Origin of the sequence: Streptomyces sp. NPDC056480 (genome assembly GCF_042795405.1) — a bacterium.
Taxonomy (GTDB): domain Bacteria; phylum Actinomycetota; class Actinomycetes; order Streptomycetales; family Streptomycetaceae; genus Streptomyces.
Genome location: NZ_JBHTSA010000034.1, coordinates 51784 through 66634 on the forward strand (window position 1 = coordinate 51784; position 14851 = coordinate 66634).

The 14851-nt window shown below is 72.3% G+C and carries 20 protein-coding genes; 7 read left to right on the forward strand and 13 right to left on the reverse strand.

From position 1 onward, the window contains the following. Nucleotides 1-173: 173 nt before the first annotated feature. Together ACFQ79_RS17505 and ACFQ79_RS17510 are read left to right on the forward strand one after the other, a co-directional pair. Nucleotides 174-1238, forward strand: coding sequence for a hypothetical protein (locus ACFQ79_RS17505; protein WP_383584181.1), 1065 nt, complete (start codon nucleotides 174-176; stop codon nucleotides 1236-1238). A gap of 2 nt (nucleotides 1239-1240) precedes the next feature. After that, the gene (locus ACFQ79_RS17510; RefSeq protein ID WP_383584184.1) at nucleotides 1241-1597 is read left to right on the forward strand and encodes a GntR family transcriptional regulator; all 357 of its coding nucleotides are present in this window, start codon (nucleotides 1241-1243) and stop codon (nucleotides 1595-1597) included. A 107-nt stretch (nucleotides 1598-1704) separates the two neighbouring features. On the opposite strand, the gene ACFQ79_RS17515 is transcribed toward ACFQ79_RS17510, so the two are convergent. The 4 genes from ACFQ79_RS17515 to ACFQ79_RS17530 form a co-directional block, all read right to left on the reverse strand. Next, on the reverse strand, nucleotides 1705-2664 hold the full coding sequence (locus ACFQ79_RS17515; RefSeq protein WP_383584187.1) for a D-2-hydroxyacid dehydrogenase family protein: 960 nt from the start codon (nucleotides 2662-2664) through the stop codon (nucleotides 1705-1707). Nucleotides 2665-2817: 153 nt separating this feature from the next. Beyond that, nucleotides 2818-3255: a hypothetical protein gene (locus ACFQ79_RS17520; RefSeq protein WP_383584190.1), complete on the reverse strand. Its 438-nt coding sequence runs from the start codon at nucleotides 3253-3255 to the stop codon at nucleotides 2818-2820. Further along, complete coding sequence (locus ACFQ79_RS17525; RefSeq protein ID WP_383584193.1) at nucleotides 3252-4706, reverse strand: APC family permease; 1455 nt, start codon at nucleotides 4704-4706, stop codon at nucleotides 3252-3254. The genes ACFQ79_RS17520 and ACFQ79_RS17525 overlap by 4 nt, the downstream gene beginning before the upstream one ends. Before the next feature lie 148 nt (nucleotides 4707-4854). Continuing rightward, nucleotides 4855-5529 carry a TetR/AcrR family transcriptional regulator C-terminal domain-containing protein gene (locus tag ACFQ79_RS17530; RefSeq protein ID WP_383584196.1) on the reverse strand — a complete coding sequence of 225 codons (675 nt, stop codon included), beginning with the start codon at nucleotides 5527-5529 and terminating at the stop codon, nucleotides 4855-4857. A 145-nt stretch (nucleotides 5530-5674) separates the two neighbouring features. Here ACFQ79_RS17530 and ACFQ79_RS17535 point away from each other — a divergent pair, with 145 nt between their 5' ends. Next, nucleotides 5675-6202: a hypothetical protein gene (locus tag ACFQ79_RS17535; protein WP_383584199.1), complete on the forward strand. Its 528-nt coding sequence runs from the start codon at nucleotides 5675-5677 to the stop codon at nucleotides 6200-6202. A 105-nt stretch (nucleotides 6203-6307) separates the two neighbouring features. Here the strand turns inward: ACFQ79_RS17535 and ACFQ79_RS17540 are convergent, their stop codons facing one another. Further along, nucleotides 6308-7270, reverse strand: a complete 963-nt coding sequence (locus tag ACFQ79_RS17540; protein WP_383584201.1) for a GlxA family transcriptional regulator — start codon at nucleotides 7268-7270, stop codon at nucleotides 6308-6310. Between the two features lie 201 nt (nucleotides 7271-7471). Between ACFQ79_RS17540 and ACFQ79_RS17545 the strand changes: the two genes are divergently transcribed. Both ACFQ79_RS17545 and ACFQ79_RS17550 read left to right on the forward strand, forming a co-directional pair. Beyond that, nucleotides 7472-8071 carry an MBL fold metallo-hydrolase gene (locus ACFQ79_RS17545; RefSeq protein WP_383584204.1) on the forward strand — a complete coding sequence of 200 codons (600 nt, stop codon included), beginning with the start codon at nucleotides 7472-7474 and terminating at the stop codon, nucleotides 8069-8071. A gap of 117 nt (nucleotides 8072-8188) precedes the next feature. Beyond that, nucleotides 8189-8548, forward strand: coding sequence for a hypothetical protein (locus tag ACFQ79_RS17550; RefSeq protein WP_073908329.1), 360 nt, complete (start codon nucleotides 8189-8191; stop codon nucleotides 8546-8548). Nucleotides 8549-8568: 20 nt separating this feature from the next. Here the strand turns inward: ACFQ79_RS17550 and ACFQ79_RS17555 are convergent, their stop codons facing one another. The 6 genes from ACFQ79_RS17555 to ACFQ79_RS17580 all read right to left on the reverse strand — a co-directional run bounded on the left by ACFQ79_RS17555 (nucleotide 8569) and on the right by ACFQ79_RS17580 (nucleotide 11760). Next, complete coding sequence (locus ACFQ79_RS17555; RefSeq protein ID WP_355956883.1) at nucleotides 8569-8844, reverse strand: SCO5918 family protein; 276 nt, start codon at nucleotides 8842-8844, stop codon at nucleotides 8569-8571. Nucleotides 8845-9002: 158 nt separating this feature from the next. Beyond that, on the reverse strand, nucleotides 9003-9206 hold the full coding sequence (locus tag ACFQ79_RS17560) for a cold-shock protein (RefSeq protein ID WP_055598357.1): 204 nt from the start codon (nucleotides 9204-9206) through the stop codon (nucleotides 9003-9005). 449 nt (nucleotides 9207-9655) lie between these two features. Beyond that, nucleotides 9656-10054: an iron chaperone gene (locus tag ACFQ79_RS17565; protein ID WP_383584261.1), complete on the reverse strand. Its 399-nt coding sequence runs from the start codon at nucleotides 10052-10054 to the stop codon at nucleotides 9656-9658. 183 nt (nucleotides 10055-10237) lie between these two features. After that, nucleotides 10238-10867 carry a glyoxalase gene (locus ACFQ79_RS17570; protein WP_383584207.1) on the reverse strand — a complete coding sequence of 210 codons (630 nt, stop codon included), beginning with the start codon at nucleotides 10865-10867 and terminating at the stop codon, nucleotides 10238-10240. A 10-nt stretch (nucleotides 10868-10877) separates the two neighbouring features. Beyond that, nucleotides 10878-11318, reverse strand: a complete 441-nt coding sequence (locus tag ACFQ79_RS17575; protein ID WP_383584210.1) for a helix-turn-helix transcriptional regulator — start codon at nucleotides 11316-11318, stop codon at nucleotides 10878-10880. A 31-nt stretch (nucleotides 11319-11349) separates the two neighbouring features. Continuing rightward, entirely contained in the window at nucleotides 11350-11760 is a 411-nt protein-coding gene (locus tag ACFQ79_RS17580) for a VOC family protein (RefSeq protein WP_383584213.1), read from the reverse strand. 218 nt (nucleotides 11761-11978) lie between these two features. On the opposite strand from ACFQ79_RS17580, the gene ACFQ79_RS17585 reads away from it, so the two are divergent. Then, nucleotides 11979-12536: a DM13 domain-containing protein gene (locus ACFQ79_RS17585; RefSeq protein ID WP_383584263.1), complete on the forward strand. Its 558-nt coding sequence runs from the start codon at nucleotides 11979-11981 to the stop codon at nucleotides 12534-12536. Nucleotides 12537-12614: 78 nt separating this feature from the next. Here ACFQ79_RS17585 and ACFQ79_RS17590 read toward each other — a convergent pair whose 3' ends face one another. After that, nucleotides 12615-13559 carry an alpha/beta fold hydrolase gene (locus ACFQ79_RS17590; RefSeq protein ID WP_383584216.1) on the reverse strand — a complete coding sequence of 315 codons (945 nt, stop codon included), beginning with the start codon at nucleotides 13557-13559 and terminating at the stop codon, nucleotides 12615-12617. Nucleotides 13560-13628: 69 nt separating this feature from the next. On the opposite strand from ACFQ79_RS17590, the gene ACFQ79_RS17595 reads away from it, so the two are divergent. Next, on the forward strand, nucleotides 13629-14291 hold the full coding sequence (locus ACFQ79_RS17595) for a TetR/AcrR family transcriptional regulator (RefSeq protein WP_383584219.1): 663 nt from the start codon (nucleotides 13629-13631) through the stop codon (nucleotides 14289-14291). A gap of 30 nt (nucleotides 14292-14321) precedes the next feature. Here the strand turns inward: ACFQ79_RS17595 and ACFQ79_RS17600 are convergent, their stop codons facing one another. After that, nucleotides 14322-14804, reverse strand: a complete 483-nt coding sequence (locus tag ACFQ79_RS17600) for a hypothetical protein (protein WP_383584222.1) — start codon at nucleotides 14802-14804, stop codon at nucleotides 14322-14324. Nucleotides 14805-14851: the final 47 nt, after the last annotated feature.

Below are 14851 nucleotides of genomic sequence, written 5' to 3' on the forward strand. Positions count from 1 at the left end.
CCGGCCGCCCCCCCCCCCCCCCCCCGCTTCGGCGTTCCCGGGCCTCGGCGTGACCGGGTTCTGCGGGTCGGCCGCCGCGTCGCGGGTCGGCCGCATCCGGAAGGGGGGACGAGTTGTTCTAGCGAAGTGCGAACAACTTGTTCTATCCTGATGCGAACAAGGGAGGGTTCCTCATGAACCGAGCCAGGTCGTCCACACCTGCCGTGTCCGCCCCACGCCGCCTTCGCGCGCTCGCCGCGCTCCCGTTCCTGCTCGCCCTCGTCGGCCACCTGACGCTGCTCGCCGTCTGGGGCGACCGGATCCCCGACACCCTCGCCACCCACTTCTCCGGGGGCGACGGCGGCCGCGCCGACGGCTACACCGGCCGCACCGCGTTCGCCCTCATCAGCGTCACCCTGCTCATCGGACTCGGCACCGGCTGGACGGCCCTCGTCCGCCGCACCGCGCTCTGGGGCGCGTGGGCGACGGCCGGATGCGCCGGAACGCTGCTCGTCCTCCTCGTACGGGACAACCTGGACGCCGTCGACCCGGCCCGGGTCGTCTCCCCGCTCACCAACCTGGCGCTCGCCGCGACGGTCGCCGTCCTGTGCGCGCTGGCGGGCCGGGCGCTGACCCGCCTCGTACCGGCCCGCGAAGGCGCGGACGCCCCAGCGGGCGCCCCAGCGGATGCCCCTGCGGACGCCCCCGCGCACCACCCCGCGCACCACCCCGCGGGCGCCCCCGCAGGCGAGTCCGAGGCACCCAGGCTCGCGCTCGGCGCGAGTGAGGTCGCCGGCTGGACCCGCGCCACCACCTCCCGGCCGCTGACCGTCCTCGCGGTGCTCGCCCTCCTCGCCGTCCCGGTCGGCCTGGTCCTCGCGCCCTGGCCCGCCGCCCTGCTCGCGCTGCTCGGCCTGGTCGTCGGCGTGCCGGGCCTGTCCCTCGCCCGGGTCCGGGTCACCGTGGACCGGCGCGGCGTCACCGTCAGGCCCTCGTTCGTCTCCCGGCCACGCGTGCGCGTGCCGCTCGACGAGGTCGCGGGGGCGGGCGTCCGGGACCTCGACACCGCCGCCGTCCTCGCCGACTACGGCGGCTGGGGCTACCGGGTCCGCGCCGGCCGTACGGGCGTGGTGCTGCACTCCGGAGAGGCCCTCGTCGTACGGCGCGACAGCGGCCGCGAGTTCGCGGTCACCGTGCCCGACGCGCACACCGCCGCCGCCCTCCTCAACACGCTCGCCGAACGGCATGGGAAGGTCTGACCGTGCTCTTCCGTGTCGACCCGGCCTCCGCCGTGCCCCTCGGCGACCAGATCGCCGCCTGTGTCCGGGGCGCCCTCGCCGACGGCTCCGCCGCGCCCGGCGAGCGCCTCCCGGCCGCCCGGGAACTCGCCGACTCCCTCGGCGTCAACGTCCACACCGTCCTGCGCGGCTATCAGCGGCTCCGCGAGGAGGGCCTGATCGAACTCCGCCGGGGCCGCGGCGCCCTCATCGTCCCCGGCGCCACCGCCCCCGACCGCGCCCGGCTGGTCTCCCGGCTCCGCGAGGCGGCGGCGGAAGCCCGCGAACTGGGCCTGACGGACGAGGAGTTCGTGGAACTGGCGCGGACGAGCCTGGGCTAGGGAGCGTCTCGTCGATCAGATCGTGTTCGGGGCCTGATCGACAGGACACCCCCTGGGCCAGGGCACCTGACCGGGACGGGCCCGCGACCGCGCGCTCAGTGCGCGGTTCAGCCCAGCTCCCGTACCGGCGCGCCCGCCAGGAACGCCTCGATGTCCTCCACCGCCTGCCCGAAGTACCGCCCGTAGTTCCCCTCCGTCACATAGCCGAGGTGCGGCAGCGCGAGCACGTTCGGCAGGGACCGCAGCGGGTCGTCCGCGGGCAGCGGCTCCGTCTCGAAGACATCGAGCCCGGCCCCCGCGATCCACCCCTCGCGCAGCGCCCGCAGCAGCGCGCCGCCGTCGACGAGCCCCGCCCTGGAGGTGTTGACGAGGTACGCGTGCGGGCGCATCGCCCGCAGCTCGGGCTCCCCGACCAGGCCGTGGGTCCGGTCCGAGAGCACCATGTGGAGCGAGACGAAGTCGCTGTCCGTGAACAGCTCCCGCTTGTCCTTCGCGCACCGGACGCCGTGCTCGGCGGCCCGCTCCTCCGTCAGGTTCGGGCTCCACGCGCGCACGTCCATCCCGAAGGCGAGACCGATCCGCGCCACCCGGGCGCCGATCTTGCCGAGACCGACGAGACCGAGGGTCCGGCCCGACAGGTCGGCGCCGACGGTGGACTGCCAGGGCCCGCCCTCGCGCAGCGCCCGCGCCTCGGCCGGTACGTGCCGGGCCAGGCCGAGGAGGAGCGCCCAGGTGAGTTCGGTGGGCGGCTCGGAACTGCTCGCCGTGCCGCAGACGGTGACCCCGCGCGCGCGTGCGGTGGCGACGTCGACGGAGGCGTTGCGCATCCCGGAGGTGATGAGGAGCCGGAGCCGGGGGAGCCGGGCCAGGAGTGCGGCGTCGACGGGGGTCCGCTCCCGCATGACGACGAGGATCTCGCAGTCCTCGACGGCGGCGACGAGCGCGTCCCGGTCGGTGAGGTGCTCTCGGAGGACGCGTACCTCGACGCGGTCGGCGAGCGGGGTCCAGTCGGCGGAGGTCAGGGCGACGCCCTGGTAGTCGTCGAGTACGGCGCAGCGCAGCTTCATGACGGCATGATCGCGCACGGCCCGAGGCCGGTGGGGGCTGCCCCCACCGGCCTCGGGTCGTGGCCGTCCGGAGTCCGGCCGGGCCGGACCCTGCCGGGAGTCCGGTCGGGCCGGACCCCTGCCGGGAGTCCGGTCGGGCCGGACTCCCGCCGCTCACCGACGGACGGTGTCGTCGGTCTTGAGGTCGTTCAGGGAGTCCTCGAAGTCGTCGACCTCGTCGGGGCAGTAGACCTGGAGGACGATCCGCTCGACCTCGACGGCCTTGGCGTCGGTGATGACGGGACGCATCCCGGGGCCGGTGGCGCCGTTCCCCTGCTGGATCTTCCACAGCGCCGTCTTCAGGGCGTTGCCCGGATCGTCGCAGACCGGGCCGCCGTCGGTGCCGAGGACCCGTTCGAGGGTCTCGGTGTCGGGGGCCGGGTATCCGGCCTGCACCAGCTGGTCCCGGAGCTGGTTGGCCTTGGTCGCGGTCTCGTTGTTCGTCTTCACGGCCTCGTACCGGACCAGGCCGGTGATGACGAGGCCGACGAGGATCACGATCGCGCCCCAGTAGACCCACTTGTGCTCGGAGGCGAACCGGGTGGGGCTCATGCCTGCTCTCCCTCGCTCGCGGGGGCCGTCTTCCAGCTCGGCTTGCGGAACTTCAGGAAGGCCCACGGGATGAGCAGGCCCAGGATGACGAGGCCGCCGCCGACGATGGCGACGTACGCCCAGACGCTGCCGCTGCCGAACTGCGAGCTCGGGATGAAGCCGATGCACAGGGCGGCGAGCGAGGCGAGCAGGCCGACGACGCACAGCACGCCCAGCGCGGGTGCGCGGTAGCCGCGGGGGTGGTCGGGCTGGGTCTTCCGCAGCCGGATCGCCGCGGCGAACATCAGCAGGTAGACGATCAGGTACACCTGCGTGGTGATGACCGAGAAGATCCAGTAGACGCTGGAGACGTTCGGGATCAGCGCGTATCCGAGGGCGATGACGGTGGTGACGATGCCCTGGGTGACCAGGATGTTCTGCTGGATGCCGTTCTTGTTGAGCTTCTGCAGGAACGGCGGCAGGTAGCCCTCCTGGCGGGAGATCTCAAGGAGGCCCTTCGAGGGCCCGGCGAGCCAGGTGAGCATGCCGCCGAGGGAGGCGGACACCAGGGCGACGGCGGCGATCGGGGTGAGCCAGCCGATGTTGAAGTAGGCGAAGAAGGCGTCGAAGGCCTGCATCACGCCCGCCGTGAGGCTGAGCTGGTCGGCGGGCACGACCCAGCTGATGGCGAGCGCCGGCAGGATGAAGATCAGCAGCACCAGGCCCATCGCGAGGAACATCGACTTGGGGTACTCCTTCGCCGGGTCCTTGAGCGAGGAGACGTGCACGGCGTTCATCTCCATGCCGGAGTACGACAGGAAGTTGTTGACGATCAGGACGAGGCTGGCGAGGCCCGTCCACTGCGGGAAGAGGTTCGCGGCGGTCATCGGGGCGGCCGAGGGGTTGCCCTGGCCGAGGAAGACCATGCCGAGGACCACCAGCAGGGTGCCGGGGATCAGGGTGCCGATGATCAGACCCCAGCTGGCGAGGCCGGCCAGCGCCTTCGTGCCGCGCGAGGAGATCCACACGCCCGTCCAGTAGAGGACCACGATGACGATCGCGGTGTACGGGCCGCTGTTGGCGAGCGCTGGATCGATGATGTAGGCGATGGTCGACGCGACGAACCCGAGCAGGCTCGGATAGTAGAAGATCGTCATCGCGAACTGGCACCACACGGCCAGGAATCCGAGCGGCTTCGACAGGCCCTCCGAGACCCACCGGTACACGCCGCCGTTCCAGCCGGAGGCGAGCTCAGCGGAGACCAGGGCGGTCGGCAGCAGGAACACGATCGCCGGGACGAGGTAGAGGAAGACACAGGCCAGGCCGTAGACGGCCATGGTGGGTGCGGCCCGCAGGCTCGCCACCGACGCGGTGGTCATCAGGGCGAGCGTCAGCCAGGTGAGGGTGGTGGGCGCCGGCCGCGTCGCCGCCCGTGGTTTGGGTACGTCGGCCGGTGTGTCGATGCTGCTCATGGAGGCCCTCCCTGGGGTCGCGCGATGAGCCCAAGCTCGGTCGTGCGGGGGGCTTTCACAAGCGGAGGGCGTCCGGACGGGGGAACCGTGCGCGGGCCCGCCCCGTCCGTCGGCCGATGGCCCGTGACTTCCCGGGCCCGTGCGTCCGTCAGCCCGGCAGCCGGGCGGCCAGGCCGTCGAGCAGGGAGTCGAGCCCGAACGCGTAGGTGTCGTCGGGGGCCTCGGCGTAGTCGCTCGCGGCCAGGGCGTCGATACGGCTCCGCAGCCGGGGGAACCGCATGCCGACCTCGACGGCCTCCTTCATCGTGGCGGCGAACACCTCCTCGGCGTCACCGCCGTCCCGCTCGATCCGGCGGGTCAGGGCGGCCGTGGCGGCGGCGGACGAGGCGTTGCCGAGGACGTACGTGAAGACGGCCGCGGCGGCCCGGTCGGCCTCGGGCCCGACGAACCCGGCGGCCTCGTACACCGCGAGGTTGTGGTCGTCGTGGCGGGCCTTGCCCTCGCCGTGGAAGAGGTGGGTCGCGAAGGCCTGCACGAGCCACGGGTGCCGGGTGAACATCGCGTGCAGGTCGCCGGCCATCGCGACGGCGGCGGTGCGCCAGTCGACGGTGTCGAGGTCGGGGAGCCCGATCTCGTCCCAGACCAGGTCGCCGGCGAGCGTCACCAGGTCGTCCTTGTTCTTGACGTGCCAGTAGACGGCGGTGGCGGCCGAGTTCAGGCGCTGCCCGAGGCTGCGCATGTTGAGGCCTTCGAGGCCGTCGGAGTCGAGGAGCTCGACGGCGGTGCGGACGATCTGTTCACGGGTGAGCGTGGAGCGGGCCATGGGCACACGATAGGCCGACGCGAACGGGATTGCACAATGTTCAAGTCAGGTCTTGCACTTAGTTCAAGTCGGGCTCTACAGTTCTCGGCATCGCCACTTGAACTAAGTGCAAGTCCATCGGAACCGCGCTGAAGGAGCCCTCCTCATGAACACCCTCACCGTTCTCGCCGCCGCCGGTCAGATCCTCGTCTCCGCCGCCTTCGTCAGCATCCCGGTCCTCCGCCACCGCTTCGGCGCCGACGCGAAGGCCGCCGCCGTCACCGAGCTGGAGCGCCAGGGCGTCCGCCCGGCCGTCCTGGAGGAGAACAGGCTCCGCTTCGACGCGAGCGGCCACGAGTGGTGGGCGCCCGGCGCCTTCGCCGCCGCGTCGCTGAGCGCCGCCGTCCTCAACCTGCTGGGCAGCTCCTGGGGGACCACCCTCACCTGGGTCTTCTCCTCGATCGCCTTCCTCGCCAACATCGCGATCCTGCAGAGCCAGCTCGGCGCCGTGAAGTCCGTCCGCGCCGCCTTCCGGCGCAAGGGCGACCCCGAGCTCCTCCGGGTCGACGTCCCCGCCTTCCTCGCGGCCGCCGAGGGCGCGTTCCCCGCCTGGACCCGCGTCCTCCAGAACGTCCGCCACACGGTGGTCTTCGCCGGCTCGGCCCTGGCCCTGACGGCCGCGGCCCTCGTCTGACCGCGGTGGCGGGCGGCTGCCACGACCTCGGCCGGCGGCGGGCCGGTTCGGCCCCGGCCGGTGGCGGGCCGGTCCGACCTCAGGCGGTGGCGGCCCGGTCCGAGCTCAGACGGTGGGCGTACGGGTGAAGGAACGGCGGTACGACCGGGGCGGGACGCCGCGGCGGCGGACGAACTGGGCGCGGAGCACCGCCGCGCTTCCGAAGCCGACCGCGTGGGCGATCTCCTCGACCGGCAGGTCCGTGGTCTCCAGGAGCTCCTCGGCCCGGCTCAGCCGCAGGGAGAGCAGCCACGCGTGCGGGGTGGTGCCCGTGGAGGCGGCGAACCGGCGGGCGAAGGAACGGCGGCTCATCAGCGCCCGGCGGGCCAGCTCCGCGACGGGAAGCGGCTCGTGGAGATGCTCCCGGGCCCAGGCGAGGACGTCGGTGAGCCGGTCGTCCCGGCTGTCCTCGGGTACGGGCGTGGCGAGGTACTGGGCCTGGCCGCCGTCCCGGTGGGAGGGGAGCACCAGGTCCCGGGCGATGGCGTTGGCCGTGGTGGCCCCGTACTCCCGGCGCAGCAGGTGCAGGCAGAGGTCGAAGCCGGCGGCGGCGCCCGCGCCCGTGACGATGGGGCCCTGGTCGACGTAGAGGGCGTCGGGTTCGACGGTGACGTCCGGATGGCGTTCGGCCAGGAGTCCGGCGAACCTCCAGTGCGTGGTGGCCCGCCGCCCGTCGAGCAGCCCGGCCGCGGCGAGCGCGAAGGCCCCGACGCAGTGGGCGGCGACGAGCGCCCCGCGCGCATGGGCTGCGGTCAGCGCGTCGAGCACCTCGGGCCCCGGAGGCGTACGGAACTCGGCCCAGGGCAGGGCGATCACCAGGTCGGCGGCGGCCAGCCGGTCCAGACCGTGCTCGACCACGAGGGGCAGACCGACGTCGGTGCGGACGTTTCCAGGCCGGTCGGTGCAGAGCGCGAAGTCGAAGAGCGGAAGGCCCCCGCCGCGCGCGTCGAACACCTCGGAGACGATGCCCGCGCCGAGCATGCCGACCCCGTGCGGGGCGTAGGCGGCGACGGTGACGAAGGGCGGCATGGGGCCGAGTGTGGCACGGGGGCCATGAGCGGCACCGGCCACGGCGACGACATCGACGGCGGCACCGGCCACGGCGGCCGCGGCATCGACGACCGGCGCTCGACGTGGGTACGCCCCCGGGGGCGACGATGGCACGATTCCCGCGATCGGTGGCAGTGCGGCCACTCGTGAAGATCCGCGCCGCGCAGAAGACTTGGGGGCATGACGAACCACGACGCACCGAGCGCCCGCACCGCCACCTACACGATCCTGACCACCGGATACACGCTCTCCACGGGCCCCGGGGTCGCCGCCACCGTCTCGTACGTGCGGGACGGCGACCGGCATGTGATCGTCGACCCCGGCATGGTGGCGAGCCGCGACCGGATCCTCGGCCCGCTCGCCGAACTCGGCCTGGGACCGGACGACATCACCGACGTGGTGCTCAGCCACCACCACCCCGACAACACCATGAACGTCGGCCTCTTCGGCCGGGCCCGCGTCCACGACCACAAGGCGATCTACGAGAACGACCAGTGGACCGACCGCGACGCGGAGGGCCACGAGCTGGCCCCGTCGCTGAAGCTGATCCGCACCCCCGGCCACAGCCCCGAGGACATCACGCTGCTCGCCGGCACCGACACGGGTGTCGTCGCCTTCGTGGGTGACCTGTGGTGGCGGCCGAACGGCCCGGTGGAGGACCCGGTGGCCCCCGACCACACGGTCCTCAAGGACTCCCGCCTCCGCGTCCTGGCCACGGCCGACGTGATCGTCCCGGGCCACGGCCCGGCGTTCCCGGCGGACGACACGGCGCCGATCTAGCGGGCGGTCGGGCGGCGGCGGGCGCGCCCGCGGTCCGCCCGCGGCAGGGCCGAGGTCCGGCCGCGACGACGCCGCGGTACGGCCACGGGGCCGGAGTGCCGCCTAGAATGGACTTCCATGTCGAAACCTGACGAGCTGCTCGTTGACATTGCCGCCACGGTGGAGTCCGGGCAGAGCAATCAGATGTCCATGACGGTGGTCGCGGGGGGTGTGGTCCTCACCGGTCGACTGGCCCCGGAAGCCCTGTGGCGACAGCGGGTGTCGGAGGTCCTGACGGACTCCGCCCGTCTCGGCGAGTTCTCGGGCGTCTTCAGCCCCTCCGAACGCGCGGACGGGCCACCCACCCACCTGCACTTCCACCTCGCCCGGATCCTCCAGGGCACGGTGGGCATCCCGGAGACCGGCGGCATGTACCGGGTCGCCCTCGAGGACGTCAGCGCCTGGACGGTGGGCGACTTCAGCTACTTCGATCACTGACCGACCGGCAGGGCGTCGACCTATCCGAAGGTCGTCTCGGAGGGCGAGGCCTGCTCCTCGGCGGTCACCGTGAGGCAGGTGAAGCCGAGCTTCGTCATGGCCCGCACGACCTCGCCGACGCTGAAGTCGCGGCGGTCCTGGCGGGTGACGACCTCGCCGACCTGCTTCACGGGGTACTGACGCCGCCCGATGACGACGACGTCACCGATGGCGGGCTCGGGCTTGACGCCCTTCATGGATTCGATCACGCCGGCTTTGGTCAGCTCGAACGGGAAGCGGGCGATGACACAGCGCATGGTGACTCCTGCGGAGAAGTAGTCCAGAAGGGGGCCGGCCAGGAAATTCCCGCAGCCGATGAGGGGTACTGAAGAGTACGGTTGCAAAGAGCTGAGGCCCGCACCCCAAAGGTGCGGGCCTCAGCTCGTCAGCCAGTTCTACGCGTCAGCGCCGGGTGTCAGGCGGGGACGATGTTCTCGGCGGTCGGGCCCTTCTGGCCCTGCGCGATGTCGAAGCTCACCTTCTGGCCTTCCTGCAGCTCACGGAAGCCGGAGGAGGCGATGTTCGAGTAGTGGGCGAAGACGTCGGGGCCGCCACCGTCCTGCTCGATGAAGCCGAAGCCCTTTTCCGAGTTGAACCACTTCACGGTGCCAGTCGCCATACCAAATTCTCCTTCGGGGCAGTGCTCGGAGCGCACACAGTGTGTGCTCCGTGTCGCTGCGATGATCGCCCCGTCCGGAAAAATGCCCGGAAATGAAAAAGGGTGCCCAGCGCCGGAAAACCGGAAGGGCACTCGTACGTTCGGGACCCACAACTGCAACTGATATCGACAGTAGCACGATGGGGCGGAGCGTGCGGGGTGAAGATTTCGCCCTGTCGCATCCCGTGTGTTTACATGACAAATTTTCACCGCGCGTAGCGTCGAATTCTCACGGGGCGATCTCGGAAATTTGCCCACGTGGAGCACGGGTCGCAGGGGGCGCGGGGAGCGGGCCCGAGGAGGGCCCGCCCATGACCGCCGCGATCAACACCCCTGCCCGCGCCGCCCGTTCCCGCCCCGGAGCGGACGCCCGGCGCCTGCTCCTCGGCAGGACGCCGACGGCCTGCGGACTACGGTCGGCCGGCGGCCTGCGCGATGAGCGCGGCGATCCGGGTCTCGGCGGCGTCGGTGAGCTCGGTCAGGGCGTAGCTGGTCGCCCACATGGCGCCCTCGTCGAGCTGGGCGAGGTCGCTGAAGCCGAGCGTGGCGTAACGGCTCTTGAACTTCTGCGCGCTCTGGAAGAAGCAGACGACCTTGCCGTCCTTGGCGTACGCGGGCATCCCGTACCACGTCTTGGGCGCCAGGCCCGGAGCGTGCTCCTTGACGATCGCGTGGATCCGCTCGGCGAGGACCCGGTCGGTGTCCGTCATCTCGGCGATCTTCGCCAGGACGTCGGCCTCCCCGTCGGCCTTGGCCGAGCGCGAGCCGCGCCGAGCGGTGCTCTTGAGCTCCGTGGCGCGCTCCTTCATCGCGTCGCGCTCCTCCTCGGTGAAGCCGTCGTACTTCGCGCCGCTCTTGCCCTTGGCGGCGGTGCCGGCGCCGGTGCCGGCGCTGGTGCTCTTGGTGGACGACCGCGTGTTCGACATGACGGGGTTCCTCTCACAGGGCTGACTGGGGAACGGATCTACCGGGGGTACGGGCGGGATACGCGGTCAGGACGCGGCGGTCACGGAAGCGGGCTCCCAGGTGAACCCGTCCGGGTCGGTGAAGGCGCCGGTGCCCTCGCCGCCGAGCACGATCCGGTGGGACCCCTCGCCGTCGACGGGCACGCCGACGTCCTTCGCGAGGGCGCGGCGCCCGTACAGGGCGAGCTTGACCGGGCTGCCCTCGGCGGCGGCGAACTCGACGTACTTGCGGCCGAAGCTCTTGCCGACGGTGAGGCCGTGCTCGACGTAGAACGCCCTGCTGGCGGCGACGTCCGCCGCTCCGACCAGGAGGACGAAGGACTCGACGCGGCCGGTGGCCGGCCCGGTGTCCTTCTTGTTCGAGGTGGCGACCTTCCAGATGGTCCCGTCCGGGGCCTGGAAGACGCCGCCGTACCCCCAGAAGGACTTCGAGGCCGGCTTGAGCGAGGTGGCGCCGGCCGCCAGGGCCGCGTCGACGAAGTGCCGGACGTCGGCCGGCCGGTCCACCGTGAGGGAGAGCGAGAAGCCGCGGAAGCCGGTGCTCGGCGCGTCGGAGGCCCGCAGGCGCACATGGGCGCCGAGACCGGAGGCGGTGTAGAAGCGGTCGGCGGCCGGGAGGTCGGCCACCTCGAGGGTGAGGGAGGCGATGGCGTTCATGAGAATCACGCTAGTTGCGGGCGGGCACCGGTGCTTCTCGATTCCTGACCGGTCGGGTGACCTGCTTCGCCACGCACGAGGGCAGCCCGGCCTCGCCGTCCGCGACCTGGCGCTTGTAGACGCTGGGCGAGACGCCGACGAGCTCGGTGAAGCGGGTGCTGAAGGTGCCGAGTGAGGAGCAGCCGACCGTGAAGCAGACGTCGGTGACGCTGAGGTCGCCGCGCTGGAGCAGCGCCATGGCGCGCTCGATGCGCCGCGTCATGAGGTACGAGTACGGGGCCTCGCCGTAGGCCTGCTTGAACTGGCGGCTGAGGTGCCCGGCCGACATGTTCACCCCGCGGGCGAGCGCCTCGACGTCCAGCGGCTGTGCGTACTCCCGGTCGATCCGGTCGCGAACGCGGCGCAGCCGCGCCAGATCACTCAGGCGCTGCGCCTCGGTCAGTGCGCTCATCCACGCAGGATGACACATGGGGGGAGCCCTTTCAGCGGAGTTGCTGGACGCGGACGAGGTTGCCGGCGGGGTCGCGGAAGGCGCAGTCGCGCACGCCGTACGGCTGGTCGGTCGGCTCCTGGACCACCTCGACGTCCCCGGCCTGCACCTTCTCGAAGGTGCCGTCGAGATCGGGGGTGGCGAGCAGGATCCAGCCGTAGGTGCCCTTGGCCATCATCTCGGCGATGGTGCGCCGCTCGGCCTCGGTGATCCCCGGGTCGGCGCCGGGCGGCGCGAGCAGGATCGACGTACCGGGCTGTCCGACGGGTCCGACGGTGATCCAGCGGGTCCTGCCCTGGCCGACATCGCTGCGCACCTCGAAGCCGAGGGCGTCGCGGTAGAAGGCGAGGGAGGCGTCGGGATCCTCGTGCGGGAGGACGGTGGTGTGAATGGTGATGTCCATGCCCACAAGCTAGTTGGGCCCGCACGCCCCCGCTTCTCGATTCCTGACGAATGTGGCCGTAAGCCCTTCGCGGGCCGATCGTTCCGGTCCCGCGCGGGGTCCGCGTCGTACTTGAATGGGGAGGACGGAGGAAGCGGCACCCGAGAGGAAGAGGAACGACGGTGGCAGGCGGTACGGGGAACGATCCGGGGCGGACGCGTCGGCGCGGGCGGAGGCGGCTGCTCGCGGCCGGTCTGCTGTTGCTGGTGCCGGTGCTGGGCGCGGGGGTCTACTGGTTCCAGCCGTGGAAGCTGTGGCAGGACAGCACGGTGCACGAGGCGTTCCCGACCGCGCCGGGGAACCCGTCCGCCACGGCGGCTCCGGGGGACGCGGCGAAGCCGTCCGCGCCGGGGGCCACGACCGGCCCCGCGGACCCGGCCGGCCCGAAGGCGGTCGCCCAGGGCGACCTGATCAGCCACGAGCACGCGACCACGGGTACGGCCAGGCTCGTCCGCCTCCCCGACGGCTCGCACGTCCTCCGCCTGGAGGACCTCGACACCAGCAACGGCCCCGACCTGCGCGTCTGGCTGACCGACGCCCCGGTGAAGGAGGGCACGGCCGGCTGGCGGGTCTTCGACGACGGCCGGTACGTCAGCCTCGGCAGGCTCAAGGGCAACAAGGGCGACCAGAACTACCCGGTACCGGCCGGAGTGGACGTCGCCGACTACTCCAGCGTCACCATCTGGTGCGACCGCTTCGACGTCTCCTTCGGCGCGGCGAAGCTCGGGGCGGTCTAGGGCCGGCGGGCGCCGGCGCCGTACGGGCGGTGAGGGGGCTCGGCCCGCGCCGACGGACGGACCGCCGCGTCGGCGCCCTCAGGCACCGTCCCTGACGGGCCCTTCTCTGACGGGTCCTTCTCCGACGGGTCCTTCCCCTGAGGGCTCCTCCCCAGCGGGTCCTTCTCCGACGGGCCCTTCCCCGGCGGCGCCCTCCCCGATGAAGCCGCGCAGTTCCGCGCAGAGGGCGCCGGGGTTGTCCAGCTGGACGAGCGTGCCCGCCTCGGGGATCTCCACATAGCGCCCGTGCGGCAGCAGTTCGGCGAGTCGACGGCCCGTGGCGGGGGGCATCATGCGGTCCTTGGCGCCCCAGGCGACCAGCGCCGGCCGGTCGAACTCCCTCAGTCTCTCCGCCGCCTTGAGGTAGGTGTCCTTCTCCGTGCTGCGACAGAACGCGGCGAGGTCCCGGCGGATCGCGCGCCGGGTGAGCAGCGGCCGGTACCAGCGGCGGACCAGTGCGTACGGGATGGGCCGCTCCGCCATCCCGCCCAGCGAGGTCCCCATCCGGACGAGGAAGGGGACCCGGAAGGACTGGAGCAGCAGGAAGAGGCCGCCCGGGACGCGGCTCGCCGCGTGCAGGGTCCTGCCCTGGACGCCGGGCGGGTAGTTGTCCAGCGCCTCGCACGAGGTGAGCACCAGGCGGCCGACGCGCTCGTCGCGCACGCCCACGAGGAGCTGAGCCGTGCCGGCGTCGTTCTGGACCAGGGTGACGTCGCGCAGGTCGAGGCGTTCCAGGAACTCGGCCAGGAGCGCGGCGACGCCGTGCGCCGACAGGTCCGCGTCCGGCCGCATCGGTCTGCGGTGGCCGCCGATGGGCAGGACGGGCACGACGACGCGGAAGTCCCCGCGCAGCTCCTCGACGACGGCGTCCCAGACCGACTCGTCGAAGCCGAGCCCGTGGACGAGCACGACGATGCCCTTGTCCCCGCCTCCGCCCGTGTCCGTGTAGTCGATGACGCCTGCGCTCAGTTCGATCTCGGACAACGGACGACCCCCGTCTCGATACGGCGACCGGCTCACTAGATAGACCGATCTAGTGAGAGACTAGCGAGTGTGAGGACCACGGGCGACACCAGGCAGCGCATCGTCACCGCCGCGACCGAGCTGTTCCGCCGCCAGGGCTACGCGGCCAGCGGTATGAAGCAGATCGTCGCGGCGGCGGACGCCCCGTACGGATCGGCGTACCACTTCTTCCCCGGGGGCAAGGCGCAGCTCGGCGAGGAGGTGGTCCGGACCTCGGGTGCGGCCTACCTGGGGCTGATCGCCGAACTCTTCCCGACGGCCGCCGCCGCCCCCGCGGGAGCGGACGCGGCCACGGATGCGGCCACGTCCATGGCCGTGGACATGGCCGTGGACATGGCCGCCGTGACCGGTGACGCGTTCATCGCCGCGGCGGAGACCCTGCGCGAGCTCGACTTCGCGGACCCGTGCCCGATCGCCACCGTCGCGCTGGAGGTGGCCAGTACCCATGAACCGCTGCGGCTCGCCACGGCCGAGGTGTTCGCGAGCTGGACGGACGGCCTCGCCGCCTTCTACCGGGCGGGAGGCATCGCGGAGCCCGCGGCGCACGAGAGCGCGAGCTCGGTGATCGCCCTGCTCCAGGGCGCGTTCATGCTGGGACGCGCCGCCCGCAGCACCGATCCCGTGACGGCCGCGGCGCGGGCGGCCGCGGCCGTCGTGCGTGCGGCCCTGGCCCAGCAGGGCGAGCGCGCTTAGGCGGCGGCCTCCGCCGTCGGACGCCGGCGCCTATGCGGCGGCCTCCGCCGTCGGACGCATCCGCTGGAGCGCGACCCGTCCCAGATCGAGCAGGCTCAGGCCGAACATCAGCACGCCCAGCGGGACATGAACGGCCATCACATGGTTGACGCCCATCACCACCTGCAGGGTCCCGAGGAGCAGGAAGCCGGTCGCGTAGAGGGCCGGCCGGGCCGGGCCGCCGCCCGGTCGCCACGCCAGGACCGCGGCGAGCAGGTACAGCATCGACATCGCGTACATGCCCTTGGACCCGAGGTCGTGCAGGGTCGATCCGACCTCTGAGGTCAGGGCCATTCCGGCCGTGACGGCCTGGAAGAGGATGCTCGCCGTCTGCAGGGCGATCGAGACGCGCACGAACCCGGCGAACCGGCCGCCGCGCCGCCCCGCCGCCGCGACCGATGCCGTGTCCGCCGTCGTGCCCGTGCCCGTGGTCGTCGTCGACGCCGCGGTCCCCGCTGTCGTTCGCGTGGCCATGGTGATCCCGTCCTTCCGCTGCCGGTCGCTCTCTCGACGGTCCGACG

What these genes read in the sequence shown, in the direction of transcription:
- ACFQ79_RS17505 (WP_383584181.1), top strand. Translation starts at nt 174, where the DNA reads ATGAACCGAGCCAGGTCGTCCACACCTGCCGTGTCCGCCCCACGCCGC.
- ACFQ79_RS17515 (WP_383584187.1), bottom strand. Translation starts at nt 2,664, where the DNA reads ATGAAGCTGCGCTGCGCCGTACTCGACGACTACCAGGGCGTCGCCCTG.
- ACFQ79_RS17520 (WP_383584190.1), bottom strand. Translation starts at nt 3,255, where the DNA reads ATGAGCCCCACCCGGTTCGCCTCCGAGCACAAGTGGGTCTACTGGGGC.
- ACFQ79_RS17525 (WP_383584193.1), bottom strand. Translation starts at nt 4,706, where the DNA reads ATGAGCAGCATCGACACACCGGCCGACGTACCCAAACCACGGGCGGCG.
- ACFQ79_RS17530 (WP_383584196.1), bottom strand. Translation starts at nt 5,529, where the DNA reads ATGGCCCGCTCCACGCTCACCCGTGAACAGATCGTCCGCACCGCCGTC.
- ACFQ79_RS17535 (WP_383584199.1), top strand. Translation starts at nt 5,675, where the DNA reads ATGAACACCCTCACCGTTCTCGCCGCCGCCGGTCAGATCCTCGTCTCC.
- ACFQ79_RS17540 (WP_383584201.1), bottom strand. Translation starts at nt 7,270, where the DNA reads ATGCCGCCCTTCGTCACCGTCGCCGCCTACGCCCCGCACGGGGTCGGC.
- ACFQ79_RS17545 (WP_383584204.1), top strand. Translation starts at nt 7,472, where the DNA reads ATGACGAACCACGACGCACCGAGCGCCCGCACCGCCACCTACACGATC.
- ACFQ79_RS17550 (WP_073908329.1), top strand. Translation starts at nt 8,189, where the DNA reads ATGTCGAAACCTGACGAGCTGCTCGTTGACATTGCCGCCACGGTGGAG.
- ACFQ79_RS17555 (WP_355956883.1), bottom strand. Translation starts at nt 8,844, where the DNA reads ATGCGCTGTGTCATCGCCCGCTTCCCGTTCGAGCTGACCAAAGCCGGC.
- ACFQ79_RS17560 (WP_055598357.1), bottom strand. Translation starts at nt 9,206, where the DNA reads ATGGCGACTGGCACCGTGAAGTGGTTCAACTCGGAAAAGGGCTTCGGC.
- ACFQ79_RS17565 (WP_383584261.1), bottom strand. Translation starts at nt 10,054, where the DNA reads ATGAAGGAGCGCGCCACGGAGCTCAAGAGCACCGCTCGGCGCGGCTCG.
- ACFQ79_RS17570 (WP_383584207.1), bottom strand. Translation starts at nt 10,867, where the DNA reads ATGAACGCCATCGCCTCCCTCACCCTCGAGGTGGCCGACCTCCCGGCC.
- ACFQ79_RS17575 (WP_383584210.1), bottom strand. Translation starts at nt 11,318, where the DNA reads ATGAGCGCACTGACCGAGGCGCAGCGCCTGAGTGATCTGGCGCGGCTG.
- ACFQ79_RS17580 (WP_383584213.1), bottom strand. Translation starts at nt 11,760, where the DNA reads ATGGACATCACCATTCACACCACCGTCCTCCCGCACGAGGATCCCGAC.
- ACFQ79_RS17600 (WP_383584222.1), bottom strand. Translation starts at nt 14,804, where the DNA reads ATGGCCACGCGAACGACAGCGGGGACCGCGGCGTCGACGACGACCACG.